The following is a 13,771-nucleotide window of genomic DNA, read 5'->3' as shown; positions in this document are numbered from 1 at the left end:
CGTGCCGTGTCGGTCATCCGGGAACGGACCGCACCCCCCAGTCCCAGGCGCCGGGCCGTACCCGGCACGTCCGGACCGCCGCCCCGCCGGCGGCGGTCCGGGGAACCGCGCGGCCTGTGGCCGTACGCCCTGATCGCACCGGCCGTCGGCGGCATGCTCTATCTGCTGGTCTATCCGCTGCTGCGGGCGGTCCTGATCTCGCTCCAGGACTTCCGGCTGCGGCAGCTGATCACGGGCGACGCGGAGTTCGTCGGGCTGCGCAACTACCGCACGCTGCTGAGCGATCCGCGGTTCTGGGAGGTGGTCCGGCGCACCTTCCTGTTCATGGCGGTCAACGTGGTCCTGATCATGGTGATCGCGACGCTGGTCGCCCTGATGACCGAGCGGCTCGGCAAGGTCGCCCGGACGGTGGTGCTCAGTTCGCTGGTGCTGGCCTGGGCGATGCCGGTGATCGCGGCCACCACGGTCTTCCAGTGGCTGTTCCACTCCGAGTTCGGCATCGTCAACCATCTGCTGACCGGTGCGGGCTTCTCCTCGTTCGACCGGTATCCGTGGTTCGCGCACGGCACCGCCGCCTTCGCCATCCTGGTCCTGCTGGTCGTGTGGCAGTCGGTGCCGTTCGCGGCGATCACCCTCTACTCCGCGCTGACCACGGTCCCGGCCGAGCTGTACGAGTCGGCGCGGCTGGACGGGGCGAGCGGGGCCCGGATCTTCCGCTCGGTCACCCTGCCGGTGCTCCGGCCGATCTTCCTGCTGGTGTTCTCGCTTGAGGTGATCTGGACGTTCAAGGCGTTCGTCCAGATCTGGGTGATGACCCGGGGCGGCCCGGGCGACGCGACGACGATCCTGCCCGTGTACGCGGTCCAGACCGCACTCGCCGGCCAGCGTTACGACCTGGGCTCGGCCGCCTCGATGGTCACCGTGGTCCTGATGTCCGGGGTGCTCGTCCTCTACTTCCGCCAGATGCTCCGCCAGGAGGACGAGATCCGATGAGCCGTGCCCGTAGCGCCCGACTGCGCCGGCTGCCGCTGAACGCCGCCGCCACGCTGACCGTCCTGGTCTGTCTGTTCCCCGTGTACTGGATGATCTCCACCGCGTTCAAACCGTCCAGGGACATCCAGTCGTCGAACCCGCAGCTCTTCCCGCACACCTGGACCCTGGACCACTTCCGCACCGCCGTGCAGGCCGACGGCTTCGGGATGTTCTGGCGCAACAGCGTGCTGGTGACGGTCAGTTCGATCCTGCTGGCGCTGATCGTCGCCCTGGCATCGGCGTATGCGGTGGCCAGGCTGCGCTGGAAGGGGCGGCGGCAGTTCATGCTGATGGTGTTCATCGCGCAGATGGCGCCCTGGGAGTCGCTGATCATCCCGATCTACATCATCTCCCGCGACACGGACATGCTGGACCGGCTGCCCACGCTCACGCTGGTCTATTTCATGGTCACGCTGCCGTTCTCGGTGATCGTGCTGCGCGGCTTCATCGGGACGATCCCGCCGGAGCTGGAGGAGGCCGCGCAGGTCGACGGCTGCACCAGGACCGCCGCCTTCCGGAAGGTGGCGCTGCCGCTGCTCGCGCCCGGTCTGATGGCCACCTCGCTGTTCGGCTTCATCACCGCCTGGAACGAGTTCGCGTACGCCAACTTCCTGATCATCAAGCACCAGGACAGCCGCACCCTGCCGGTCTGGCTGTCCTCGTTCCAGAACACCTTCGGCACCGACTGGGGCGCCACGATGGCCGCCTCCACCCTCTTCGCCCTGCCCGCGCTGGTGGTCTTCCTGCTGCTCCAGCGCCATGTCACCTCCGGCTTCGCCGCCGGCGCCGTCAAGGGTTAGGGCCTTTCCTTTGCCCTGATCCGCCGGACCCGGCCCGACCGACGACCCCGCACCCCCTCCCGGAGGCCCCGCATGCCCGAACCCCGCCCCGAACACTCCCTCGTCCCCCGCCCCCGCAAGATCTCCGCGCGCCCCGGCCGCTTCACTCTGACCCCGGACACCGGCATCCGGGCCTACCCCGGCGCGGAGGGCGCCGCCGACCTGCTGCGCACCCTGCTCGCCCCCGGCACCGGGCTCCCCCTCGCCCCCTCCGCCACCGGCCGTATCGTGCTCGCCCTGGACCCGCAGCTGAGCGGCCTCGGCGAGGAGGGGTACGGGCTCACCATCGGCCCGGACACGGTGCTGCTGCGGGCGGCCCGCCCGGCCGGTCTGCTGTGCGGGGTCCAGACGCTGCGCCAGCTGCTGCCCGCCGAAGCGCTGGCGGCGGGGGCCCGGCGGGGCGGCACGTGGTCGCTGCCGTGCGTGGAGATCAGCGATGTCCCGGCGCATCCGTGGCGCGGCACGATGCTCGACGTGGCCCGGCACTTCCAGCCGGTCTCCTACCTGCGTCGTTACGTGGACCTGATGGCCCTGCACAAGCTGAACACGCTGCACCTCCACCTCACCGACGACCAGGGCTGGCGGATGCCCGTCCCGGCCTACCCGAGACTGACGGGGATCGGCGGCCACCGGACCCAGTCGATGGACGGTCCGCCGGGCGGCCCCGTCGAGCGCTTCGACGGCATCCCGCACTCGGGGGCGTACACCACGCGGGAGCTGCGCGACCTCGTCCGGTACGCGGAGGCGCGCGGGGTGCGGATCGTGCCGGAGATCGAGATGCCCGGGCATGCGCGGGCCGCCCTGGCCGCCCATCCGGAACTGGGCAACGATCCGTCGCGGCGGCTGGGTGTGTGGACCAAGTGGGGTGTCTGCGACACGGTGTTCGGGGTGCACGAGGAGGTCTTCGACTTCTGCCGGACGGTGCTGGACGAGGTCATGGACGTCTTCCCGTCGCCGTACATCCACGTCGGCGGCGACGAGTGCCCGACCGCCGAGTGGGAGAACAGCCCGGCGGCCCGGGAGCGGGCCGCCGCCGAGGGGCTGCCCGACGCGCGGGCGCTGCACGGCTGGTTCATGGGCCGCATCGGGGCGTACGTCACCGAGCGGGGCCGTATCCCGGTCGGCTGGGCCGAGACCGGCACCGGACTCCCCCCGGAATTCACGGTGATGACCTGGCGCGACCCGGCCCACGCCCGTGCCGCCGCCCGCCGCGGCCACCAGGTGGTCGCCGCCCACCACCGGGTCACCTACCTCGACTACGCGGAGTCCGACGCCCCCGGCGAACCGCTCACGCAGCCGGGCCCGCCCGTCGAGCTGCGCACGGTGCACGGCGACCGCTCGCTGACCGACGACTGGGAGCCGGGCGACGCGTCCCGGCTGCTCGGGACGCAGGCCCAGCTGTGGACCGAGTACGCGCGCACCCCGGACCGGATCGAGTACCAGACGTATCCGAGGCTGTGCGCCCTCGCGGACCGCGCCTGGTCCGGCGGCGGCGACGGCTGGCCCGGCTTCCTCGCCCGCCTCGGCCACCACACCACCCGCCTGGACGCATTGGGCGTCCGCTATCGCCCCCTGACCCCCCGGCCGCTCACCGCGGCATCCCCAGGAACAGCGCCAACCTCGTGATTCCCCACTCCCCCACGACGTTCCCGGAAGGAACAGACGCATGAAGTCACACGCGAAGAGCCGGCTGCGCGCCGCCGCGGCGGCCGCGGTCACCGTGGCCCTCGGCTGTACGGCCCTGGCCGCCGTCCCGACGACGGCGAGCGCCGCCGGTGAACCGATCTCCGTGCAGTACCGCACCGGCGCGTCCGGCGCGAGCGCCGACCAGAGCGAGCCCTGGCTGAAGGTGCGCAACACCGGCAGCGGGTCCGTGCAGCTCAGCGACGTGAAGATCCGCTACTACTTCAAGGGCGACGCGGTGGGCGAGGTCTACCGGTTCGCCTGCTCCTGGGCGGTGAAGGGCTGCGGGAACATCACGGGCACATTCGGCACGCTCGCGCATCCGACCGCCACCGCCGACCGCTATCTGGAGATCGGCTTCACCTCCGGCGCGGGCTCCCTGGCACCGGGTGCCGACTCCGGTGACATGCAGCTGCGGTTCTACCGGTCCAGCTGGCAGCCGCTGGTGCAGAGCGACGACTACTCGTTCGGCGCCGGCGCGACCTCGTACGCCGACTGGACGAAGGTGACCGCGCAGCTCGGCGGCGCCACGGTCTGGGGCACGGCCCCCGAGGGCAACGACCCCACCGACCCGACCGATCCCACCGACCCGACCGATCCGACGGACCCGGGTGAGGACGGGCCGACGCTCTTCGACGACTTCAACTACAGCGGCCACACGGACCCGCAGATCGCCGCGCACGGCTGGAGCGTCCGATCCAACGCGGGCGGGCCCGGGGTGCCGGGCGCCACCTGGGCGCCGGAGAACGTCACGTTCGCCACGCAGAGCGGCAACTCCATCATGAACCTGGAGACGTCGACGGCGGGCAGCGGCGAATCGACCAAGCAGACCGAGATCCTGACCCAGTCGATGAAGTTCCGCAACGGCACCTACGCGGCGCGGGTCAAGTTCAACGACGCGCCGAAGTCGGGCCCGGACGGCGACCACCTCGTCCAGACGTTCTTCACCATCAACGACCTCAAGGCCCCGATGGCGGACGACTACGCCGAGTACGACTTCGAGTACCTGCCCAACGGCGGCTGGGGCGAGAGCGGCAACATCCTCTACACGACCTCCTGGGAGACCTACCGGCCCGACCCGTGGGAGGCCGTCAACCAGCACACCGAGTCCCGGCAGAGCTACGCCGGCTGGCACGACCTGGTGGTGACCATCGACGACAGCGCGATCACGTACTACATCGACGGGCAGCTGTTCGGCACGCACGGGGCGGCCTATCTGCCGGAGCGCGGGATGTCGATCAACTTCAACCAGTGGCTGATCGACCTCGCCGGGCAGACGAGCACCGGCCCGCGCGCGTACGACCAGCAGGTGGACTACGTGCTGCATGTGAAGGACCAGGTCCTCACGCCCGCGCAGGTGAACGCGAAGGTGGCCGCGTACCGCGCGGCGGGGACGACGTTCCAGGACACGGTTCCGGCCGGGTGATCCGGTAGCGGGACGCAGGGGCGGGGCGGCGGCCGACGGGCCTCCGCCCCGCCTTTCGCATGTCCGGAGCATGTCCGGAACGTATCCGGAGCTTCTGCCCGGGACCGCTGTCCCGAGTCGTAGGGACCTCCTGACCGGCGCGAATTCCCGGGACCCTCTTGACAGCCCCGCCACCCGACAGGCAATCTTCCATTAAGCAGAAACAAACTTCCGCAATACGGAAGGAGCGCCGAAACCCTCATGGGCTACCCGGACCAGCGCTTCGATGTGAACCTCTCGATCCTCTTCACGGAACTCCCGCTCCTGGAGCGTCCCGCGGCAGCCGCCGCGGCCGGCTTCACGGCGGTCGAGCTGTGGTGGCCCTGGATCGAGACCCCCACCCCCGAGCAGGCCGAGCTCGACGCCCTCAAGAAGGCGCTCGACGACGCCGGCACCCGGCTGGTGGGCCTGAACTTCTACGCCGGACAGCTCCCCGGCCCCGACCGCGGCGCGCTCTCCGTGCCCGGCGCGGAGTCGGAGCGGTTCCGGGCCAACATCGAGGTGGCGGCCGATTTCGCCGCCTCGGTCGGCTGCAAGGCGCTCAACGCGCTGTACGGCAACCGGGTCGACGGCGTCGACCCCGCCGCCCAGGACGAACTCGCCCTGGAGAACCTGGTACTGGCGGCCCGCGCCGCCGACCGGATCGGCGCGGTGCTGCTGATCGAGACCCTGAACGCGCCGGAATCGCCGCGCTATCCGCTGGTGAGCGCACCGGCCGGGATCGAGGTCGTGGACCGGGTCAACGCGGCGACCGGCCTCGGCAACGCGAAGTTCCTGCTGGACCTGTACCACCTGTCGATGAACGGCGAGGACCTGAGCCAGGTCATCACCGCGTACGCCGACAGGACCGGGCACGTCCAGATCGCCGACAACCCGGGCCGCGGCGCGCCCGGCACCGGCTCGCTCCCGCTGGAGCAGCTTCTGGACGAGCTGACGAAGGCCGGTTACGAGGGCTGGGTCGGGCTGGAGTACAAGCCCGGCGACCGCCCGAGCGCCGATTCCTTCGACTGGCTCCCGGCCGCGGCGCGGCCCGCCCGCTGAGCGCGGCGAGAGCCCTCTCATACACGTAGATCGGAAGACACCCTCATGAGCAACAACCTCCCCAAGGTCGCGTGGATCGGTCTCGGCATCATGGGTTCGCCCATGTCGGAGAACCTGATCAAGGCCGGTTACGACGTCACCGGCTACACCCTGGAGCAGGACAAGGTCGACCGGCTGGCCGCGGCCGGCGGCACCGGCGCCTCCTCGATCGCCGAGGCGGTCCGGGACGCGGACGTGGTCATCACGATGGTGCCCGCGTCCCCGCAGGTGGAGGCCATCTCGTACGGCCCCGACGGCATCCTGGAGAACGCGAGGCGCGGGGCGCTGCTGATCGACATGTCCTCGATCACCCCGCAGACCTCCGTGGACCTCGCGAAGAACGCCGCCGAGAAGGGCATCCGGGTCCTGGACGCCCCCGTCTCCGGCGGTGAGGCCGGTGCGATCGAGGCCGTCCTCTCCATCATGGTGGGCGGCGAGCAGGCGGACTTCGACGCGGCGAAGCCGGTGCTCGAAGCACTCGGCAAGACCATCGTGCTGTGCGGCCCGCACGGCTCCGGCCAGACGGTGAAGGCCGCGAACCAGCTGATCGTCGCGGTGAACATCCAGGCATGCGCCGAGGCCGTGGTCTTCCTGGAGAAGTCCGGCGTGGACCTCGCCGCCGCGCTGGACGTGCTGAACGGCGGCCTGGCCGGCTCGACGGTGCTGACCCGCAAGAAGGACAACTTCCTGAACCGGGACTTCGCGCCCGGCTTCCGGATCGACCTGCACCACAAGGACATGGGCATCGTCACGGACGCCGCCCGCAACGTCGGTGCCGCGCTGCCGGTCGGCGGTGTGGTCGCCCAGCTCGTCGCCTCGCTGCGCGCGCAGGGTGACGGCGGCCTGGACCACTCGGCGCTGCTGCGCTCGGTCGAGCGCCTGTCCGGCCGGCCCGTCCAGGGCTGATCCCGGCCCCCTCCCCCTCAGACTTCCGGACGGTGCCGTCGCTGACACCTGTCCTGTCGCGCCCAGGCGCCGGCACCGTCCGGAACACCCTCCCACCACGAATTTCAACAAACTGTTGACGTCAGGTTCGGAGCGTATTTACGCTCCTGGAGCCCCGAGCCGTCGCAGTTCAGCAGCTCCCCGTACGGAAGGTCGCCCCGACACCATGACGCAGCGTGTGCTTACAACCGAGTCCGGCGCCCCGGTCGCCGACAACCAGAACTCCGCCACCGCGGGTGCCGGAGGCCCGATCCTCCTCCAGGACGGCCACCTCCTGGAGAAGCTCGCCCGCTTCAACCGCGAGCGCATCCCGGAGCGCGTGGTGCACGCCCGGGGCTCCGGCGCGTACGGCTACTTCGAGGTGACCGACGACGTCACCGCGTACACCCGTGCCGACTTCCTCTCCGAGGTGGGCCGCCGCACCGAGACGTTCCTCCGCTTCTCCACCGTCGCCGACTCGCTGGGCGGCGCGGACGCGGTGCGGGACCCGCGCGGTTTCGCGCTCAAGTTCTATACGAACGACGGCAATTACGACCTCGTCGGGAACAACACCCCGGTGTTCTTCATCAAGGACCCGATCAAGTTCCCCGACTTCATCCACTCGCAGAAGCGCGACCCGTTCACGGGCCGTCAGGAGCCGGACAACGTCTGGGACTTCTGGGCGCACTCCCCCGAGGCGACGCACCAGATCACCTGGCTGATGGGCGACCGGGGCATCCCCGCCTCGTACCGCCACATGAACGGCTACGGCTCGCACACCTACCAGTGGACGAACGCCGCGGGCGACGCGTACTTCGTGAAGTACCACTTCAAGACCAACCAGGGTGTGCGCTCGCTCTCCGCCGACCAGGCCGCCGAGCTCGTCGGCAAGGACGGCAGCTCGCACCAGACGGACCTGCTCCAGGCCATCGAGCGCGGCATGAACCCGTCCTGGACGCTGTACGTGCAGCTCATGCCGGCCGCCGAGGCCGCGGACTACCGCTTCAACCCGTTCGACGTCACCAAGGTGTGGCCGCACACGGACTACCCGCTCCAGCGGGTGGGCCGGCTGGTGCTGGACCGCAACCCGGACAACGTCTTCGCCGAGGTCGAGCAGGCCGCGTTCTCGCCGAACAACTTCGTGCCCGGCATCGGCCCGTCCCCGGACAAGATGCTCCAGGGCCGCCTGTTCGCCTACGCGGACGCGCAGCGCTACCGTCTGGGCATCAACCACACCCAGCTCCCGGTGAACGCGCCGCGCGCCGCCGCCGCGGACAACTACGGCCGCGACGGCCTGCACGCCACCCAGTACGGCTCGCGCCACGACAAGAACTACGAGCCCAACTCGTACGCGGGCCCCGCCCAGACGGACACGGCGCTCTCCGCCCCGCTCCCCGTCCAGGGCTGGACCGGCACCCACGAGGCGCCCGCCCACACCAAGGACGACGACTTCTTCCAGGCCGGCGAGCTGTACCGGCTGATGTCGGCCGACGAGAAGGACCGCCTGATCGCGAACATCGCGGGCGGCCTCTCCCAGGTGACCCGGGACGACGTCATCGAGAAGAACCTCGCCCACTTCCACGCCGCCGACGCCGACTACGGCAAGCGCGTGGAGGAGGCGGTCCGCGCCCTCCGCGAGGACTGACCTCACCCCCGAACCCTGCTCGCGCCGACGCGTCCACCCGGATGAGGGGTTGTTGCGCGGTGCGGGCAGGACGAGGCCGCGGCGGTGGTGTGATGCCAGTGCGGTGGTACGCGGGAGGGCGGCCCGGTCACCAGACCTGAAGGCCCGTGCAGCCCCCCTTCGCGCCGCCGCCGCGGCCCCTGTTCCCCCCTGAACGAGGGCGCGGAGTACGGATACGGTCCCGTACTCCGCGCCCTTCTCTGTTGCCGCAGGCCCGGGTCAGGGCCGGGCGGCCTTCTGCTTGCTCCACGTGCCGGCTTCGTCATCGTGGCCGTGGTCGTGGCCGTTTCCGTGGTCGTGCTCGTGGCCGGGCTTGTCGCAGTCCTCGGCCTTGTTGACCTTGATGGTGACGGTGCAGGCACCGGTGGCGGTGCAGGTGCCGCCGGGGGCGGTGGGTACGGCGGTGTTGGACAGGGTGTGATTGCCGGTGTCCGGCGTGTTCACCGTCACCCGGTAGGTGATGGTCGCGGTCGCGTCGGGGTCGAGGGTGCCCGTCCAGGTGAGCGTGTCGCCGCTGACGTTCGCGTCTCCGGTGGTGGAAGTGAGAGAGCCGGGGACGAGGGTGGCGTCGTCGAGGACATCGCCGAGGTCGTCGGTGAAGTCGCCGCTCGCGGGGGTGGTGCCGGTGTTGTGGACGGTGACCTGGTAGGTGATGTCGTCGCCCTCGTCGGCCTTCCCCGCCGGTGTCGCCGTCTTGGCGACCGTGTACGCGGGAGTGACGCAGGTGCCGGAGTCCTGGGTGGAGGTGGCTCCGTAGAAACCGCTGCCGGTCGCCTTGACGGTCGTAACGGGCAGCGGGTCGGTGGAGGCGGTGGTGGGCAGGCTGTCGAGCCGGTTGATGTCGCCGCTGGAGGCGAAGGCGTAGACCGTTCCGGCGGACTTCGCGGCACCGAAGGTCTGCGGGACCGTGCCGATCTGCACGATGGTGTTGTCGGGGTGGATCCGGAAGACCGGGGACGGGCTCGTCGCGTCCGGGGTGCCGAAGGCGAGGATGTCGCCGTCGTCCAGCGTGATGAAGTCGCCGGCGGAGACGACCCCGGCCGGGAAGGACGCGGGGAACGGCGTGGAGACGCCCGTGGCGGGGTCGATCAGGAAGATCTGGCCGGTGTCGAACGAGCCGGCGATCAGTGCCCCGTCCGCGCGGGCGGTCAGGCCGTTGACGGCGGGCAGCGGGGTGACCTCGGCGAGGGGGCCGGTGATCGGCGTGCTCGCCGTCTCCGCACCGGTGACCGGGTCGATGGTGTAGAGCGTGGTCGCCCCGGCGTCGCCGGGGAAGTCGACCCCGTACAGGGTCGATCCGTCCGGGCTGAACGCGATGTCGCCGTAGTCGCGGACGAGCGGGGCGGTGCTGAGGGCGGTGCCCTCGGTGTCGTACTGGATGAGGTCCCGGGTGGCTCCGCCGGTGTTGGCCCACAGCGTCGTGGGCGGGCACTCCGCGCGCGGAGTGGGGGCGGCGGCAGCCGTGGCCGGAGCCGCGCCCACGTCGGCCTGTGCGGCCCCCGCGGCACCCGTGACGGCCAGGACGAGGCCGATCGACGCACTCGTCAGCACGCGCCGCAGGGCGGGCCGGTGGTTCACCATGAAGTCTCCTCGTTTGTTCCCGTCCTCCGCAGGAACACGTGGCACGTGCTTTCCGCCGGCCGGGAAGTCTCGGCGGCTGCGCAGGTCACCGGAGCCGGTCCGGGTGCATATGACGATGCCCCCGGGCCCATGGCGCCGCCACGCGGAGCGGCCGAAGTCTCCCGTCTGGTCCATCGCCACCACCCGGGTGGGCCCGCCGGTGTTGCCGGACGACGCGTCCCGTCACGTATCAGAGCTCGCGGTCCTCGACACCCGCCTCGGCGGCGATCCTCGCGGAGGCCGCCACGGTGTCGCCGCTGATCAGGATGTCGGCCACCAGGTCGTGGTCGTAGTCCAGGCCGAAGCGGTCGGCGATGAGGAACGAGACCTCCACGGCCGCCATGGAGTCCCCTCCCAGGTCGTGGAAGTTGTCGTCGCGGCCGACCTCGTCCAGGTCCAGGACCCTGGCCCAGATCTCGGCGATGTGGACCTCCAGTCGGGTGGCGGGAGGGAGGAACGGGCGGCCCGAATCGGGGCGGCTGCGGGACGGGACGGGGAGGCGGGTCCGGTCGACCTTTCCGTGGGCGCTGAGCGGGAGTTCGTCCACGAGCACGATGCGGCCGGGCAGTGAACGGCTCGGCAGCCGCCGCACCAGGTGCTCGGTGATCGCGCCGCCGATGTCCGTGCCGCGTGCCTCCGGGGCGACGACGGCGTACGCGGACAGGCAGAGCCGTCCGGTGGCGCTCTCGTAGGTGCGGGCGCAGGCGCCGGTCACGGCCGGGTGGTCGCGGACGGCGGCTTCCAGTTCACCCAGCTCGATCCGCTGTCCGCGGATCTTCACCTGGTCGTCCGCCCTGCCCTCGTACTCGATCAGGCCGTCCGCGGTGTACGTGCCCCGGTCCCCGGTGCGGAAGGTCCGCCAGCCGTCCGGGGTGGGGATTCCCAGCGGGGCGAAGCGCTCGTCGTCGCCGGCGTCGGCCCCGGTGTAGCCGGCGGCCACACCGAGCCCGTTGATGTGGATCTCACCCGTCTCCCCGACGGGGCAGACCCGGCGGTCCTCGTCGAGGATGTAGATCCGGGTGTTGGCGATGGGGCGGCCGATGGGCACCGGCGTACGCGCGCCCTCGCTCGCGTCGAAGTGCGTGACGTCGATGGACGCCTCGGTCGGACCGTAGAGGTTGTGCAGCCGGGCCCCGCTCTGGCGGCGGAACTCCTCGACCAGATCGGCGCCCAGCGCCTCGCCGCTGCAAAAAACCAGCCGCAGGTCCGGGCACCGCCGGGCGCCACCGGCCTGGAGCCACAGTCGCAGCATCGAGGGGACGAAGTGGGTGACGGTGACCCGGTGCCGGGTGAAGAGGTCGGTGAGCGCCTCGGGTGAGGCGTGGGCGCCCTCGGGGATGACCACGGTCCGCGCTCCGGCGTACTGCGGCCAGAAGAGTTCCCAGCCGGCCACGTCGAAGGTGAAGGGTGTCTTGAGCGCGACGCGGTCGTCCGGTGTCAGCGCGAAAGCGCGCTGCATCCAGTGGATGCGGTTGGCGAAGCCGCCGTGCGTGCAGAGGACCCCCTTGGGCCGCCCGGTCGACCCCGAGGTGAAGATCACCTGCGACAGGTCGTCCGCCAGCGGCTGTACGGGGGTGAGGTCCGCGGCCGGACCTTCGGGGCCGGTCACGTCGAACCGCGGAATCCCCAGGGTCTCGGCGTCCGCGCCACCGTCGACCAGTACGGCGGCGGCGCCGCTGCGCGCGGCGATCGAGCTCCGCCAGGCGAGCGGGTCACCGGTGCCGAGGGGGCAGTACGCATGGCCGGACAGCGCGACGGCGTGCGTTGCGGCGACCAGTTCGGCCGAGCGGCCGAGCGCCACCGCGAGGGTCTTCCGGCCCGCCCAGCCCTGCTCGTCCCCCATCGCCGCGAGGCGGGCGGCGAGGGCGGACACCTTGTGTCCCAGCGCCTCGTAGCTCCATGCGCGGTCGCCGTCGACCAGGGCGGTGCGCTGCCCGAGGTCCCGGTAGTTTCCGGCGATGCGGCGCACCACCTCATCCGGAGCGACGTCCTCCGGGCGCCCCTGGAGCTCTTCGATGATCTTCCTGTCCGTCGGGCTGCAACGGCCCCACGGATCCTGGTCGTACGACATTCCTCACCCTGCCCACGAGAATTCAGTTGGTGTGCCGCAAAACAAAAGCCGCAAACAAAGCCGCAAACAAAAGGGGCTGCCGCCGCGCGGCGCCGGAATCAGTGGAACCGCGCGCCGGCGCCGCCCTGTTCGAGCTCGGTCAGGTCGATGGAGACACCGAAGTCGAGCAGAGCGGGCAGGCAGTCCCCGACGTTCATCAGCGGAGCCGCGGCGGTACGGAACTCCCGCGGGTCCACCAGCCCTTGGAGGCCCAGGTCGCAGATGGTGTCCACGGCCCGCAGCGCCTGGTGGACGGAGGGCGCCAGATAGGGGTGGCGGCGGGCGGCCTCATGGATGCCGTCCAGGTCGAAACGGCCCCGGTGCCACAGGAGTTTGATGTGGCACAGGGATTTGAGGCCGGTCTCCTGGAGCACGGTGCAGTCCACGTACAGCCGGTGCAGCAGCGCCCAGCCGAGCACATCGTCGCCGAGCGTCCTGACGGCCGCGCCGCCGATGTGCACCTCCTGGGTCCCCTCCCACCAGCTGTCCTCGCCCGGCTTGACGCGTGTGCCGATGTCCTCGGTCAGCAGGTTGAGGCTGTAGTGCAGGTCGATGGAGACCCTGAGGTGCAGCTGTCCGGACACGGTGCAGAACGTCCGGGGCATGAGCGCCTGCACCCGATCGGACACGCCTTCCAGGGCGGGGACGGGCACCAGCCGGTGGTACGGCTGGACCTGCCCGTACGAGTAGACCGATTCCTCGGTCATTCTGCTGATGCGCGCGGGCATCCGCCGCACCCGTCCGTTGTCGATGCGGATGCCCGTCTCGTAGCCCAGGCCCTCGATGATCTTCCTGGCGTCGGCCAGTGAAGCCTTCCGTACGAGCAGGTCGATGTCGTTGCTGAACGACGGGGCCTCGGTGTTGTCGGTCAGGGCGTCCAGGGCCAGGCCCTTGTAGACGAGCAGCGGGACGTCCTGGGTCCGGAACTCGGTCGCGACCGACGCCAGTTCGGTGCGGTGGATCTCGCGGATCGCCAGCGCCGCCGTCCGGTAGAGCTGGAACGGCCCGTCCTCGGCGGCCACGGCCGGGTGACCGGCATGGCTGACGAGTGTCGCGTTGATGACGTTGCGCTGCCGCAGATACGAGTAGACGGTGCCGTCGCCGTGGCGCTCCAGAAGGCGGTCGAAGCAGTCCCGGTGCGGTCCTGTGGCCTCTCCCGGAAAGGGGGCGAGGCTGGATCTGATGATGCCTATGCGTTCGGCGACGGTGAGCGGGGACATGTTCTCTCGCCTTCTGTGTGTACGGGTCCGGGCCGTGCGGGGCCGCCGGAGGACGGTCGGAAGCGCGCCGCGGGCCGGGTCACGGTGTGTCCCGGCCCGCGGCGCCGCGCCGGC

Annotated in this window: 10 protein-coding genes; 7 read left to right on the top strand and 3 right to left on the bottom strand. The window is 70.9% G+C overall.

What is annotated here, in order from left to right; all coding sequences use genetic code 11:
• Positions 1-6: 6 nt before the first annotated feature.
• The 7 genes from OG338_RS25650 to OG338_RS25620 all read left to right on the top strand — a co-directional run bounded on the left by OG338_RS25650 (position 7) and on the right by OG338_RS25620 (position 8,668).
• Positions 7-993, top strand: coding sequence for a carbohydrate ABC transporter permease (locus OG338_RS25650; protein WP_405939576.1), 987 nt, complete (start codon positions 7-9; stop codon positions 991-993).
• Positions 990-1,832 (top strand): carbohydrate ABC transporter permease, encoded by an 843-nt coding sequence (locus tag OG338_RS25645; protein WP_405939575.1) that lies wholly within the window; start codon positions 990-992, stop codon positions 1,830-1,832. The genes OG338_RS25650 and OG338_RS25645 overlap by 4 nt, the downstream gene beginning before the upstream one ends.
• A 72-nt stretch (positions 1,833-1,904) precedes the next feature.
• Positions 1,905-3,497: a beta-N-acetylhexosaminidase gene (locus OG338_RS25640; protein ID WP_405939574.1), complete on the top strand. Its 1,593-nt coding sequence runs from the start codon at positions 1,905-1,907 to the stop codon at positions 3,495-3,497.
• Positions 3,498-3,537: 40 nt separating this feature from the next.
• Complete coding sequence (locus OG338_RS25635) at positions 3,538-4,980, top strand: cellulose binding domain-containing protein (RefSeq protein WP_405939573.1); 1,443 nt, start codon at positions 3,538-3,540, stop codon at positions 4,978-4,980.
• Between the two features lie 240 nt (positions 4,981-5,220).
• A complete protein-coding gene (locus tag OG338_RS25630) occupies positions 5,221-6,060 on the top strand; it encodes a TIM barrel protein (protein WP_405939572.1) in 840 nt (279 codons plus the stop codon).
• 45 nt (positions 6,061-6,105) lie between these two features.
• Complete coding sequence (locus OG338_RS25625) at positions 6,106-7,005, top strand: 2-hydroxy-3-oxopropionate reductase (protein WP_405939571.1); 900 nt, start codon at positions 6,106-6,108, stop codon at positions 7,003-7,005.
• Positions 7,006-7,210: 205 nt separating this feature from the next.
• On the top strand, positions 7,211-8,668 hold the full coding sequence (locus tag OG338_RS25620) for a catalase (RefSeq protein WP_405939570.1): 1,458 nt from the start codon (positions 7,211-7,213) through the stop codon (positions 8,666-8,668).
• Positions 8,669-8,926: 258 nt separating this feature from the next.
• Here the strand turns inward: OG338_RS25620 and OG338_RS25615 are convergent, their stop codons facing one another.
• From OG338_RS25615 to OG338_RS25605, 3 genes are all read right to left on the bottom strand, one after another.
• Positions 8,927-10,288, bottom strand: a complete 1,362-nt coding sequence (locus OG338_RS25615) for a hypothetical protein (protein WP_405939569.1) — start codon at positions 10,286-10,288, stop codon at positions 8,927-8,929.
• A gap of 229 nt (positions 10,289-10,517) precedes the next feature.
• Positions 10,518-12,398 carry a non-ribosomal peptide synthetase gene (locus OG338_RS25610; protein WP_405939568.1) on the bottom strand — a complete coding sequence of 627 codons (1,881 nt, stop codon included), beginning with the start codon at positions 12,396-12,398 and terminating at the stop codon, positions 10,518-10,520.
• Between the two features lie 98 nt (positions 12,399-12,496).
• Positions 12,497-13,657, bottom strand: a complete 1,161-nt coding sequence (locus OG338_RS25605; protein ID WP_405939567.1) for a nucleotidyltransferase family protein — start codon at positions 13,655-13,657, stop codon at positions 12,497-12,499.
• Positions 13,658-13,771 lie beyond the last annotated feature (114 nt).

Source organism: Streptomyces sp. NBC_00726 (assembly GCF_045161735.1).
In the GTDB taxonomy this organism is placed as follows: domain Bacteria; phylum Actinomycetota; class Actinomycetes; order Streptomycetales; family Streptomycetaceae; genus Streptomyces.
Note: the sequence above shows the minus strand (reverse complement) of the source record. Positions and strands in the feature narration are given on the sequence as shown.

Coding starts and splice junctions, on each gene's coding strand:
- OG338_RS25635 (WP_405939573.1), top strand. CDS start 3,538: ATGAAGTCACACGCGAAGAGCCGGCTGCGCGCCGCCGCGGCGGCCGCG.
- OG338_RS25640 (WP_405939574.1), top strand. CDS start 1,905: ATGCCCGAACCCCGCCCCGAACACTCCCTCGTCCCCCGCCCCCGCAAG.
- OG338_RS25625 (WP_405939571.1), top strand. CDS start 6,106: ATGAGCAACAACCTCCCCAAGGTCGCGTGGATCGGTCTCGGCATCATG.
- OG338_RS25610 (WP_405939568.1), bottom strand. CDS start 12,398: ATGTCGTACGACCAGGATCCGTGGGGCCGTTGCAGCCCGACGGACAGG.
- OG338_RS25605 (WP_405939567.1), bottom strand. CDS start 13,657: ATGTCCCCGCTCACCGTCGCCGAACGCATAGGCATCATCAGATCCAGC.
- OG338_RS25620 (WP_405939570.1), top strand. CDS start 7,211: ATGACGCAGCGTGTGCTTACAACCGAGTCCGGCGCCCCGGTCGCCGAC.
- OG338_RS25645 (WP_405939575.1), top strand. CDS start 990: ATGAGCCGTGCCCGTAGCGCCCGACTGCGCCGGCTGCCGCTGAACGCC.
- OG338_RS25615 (WP_405939569.1), bottom strand. CDS start 10,288: ATGGTGAACCACCGGCCCGCCCTGCGGCGCGTGCTGACGAGTGCGTCG.
- OG338_RS25630 (WP_405939572.1), top strand. CDS start 5,221: ATGGGCTACCCGGACCAGCGCTTCGATGTGAACCTCTCGATCCTCTTC.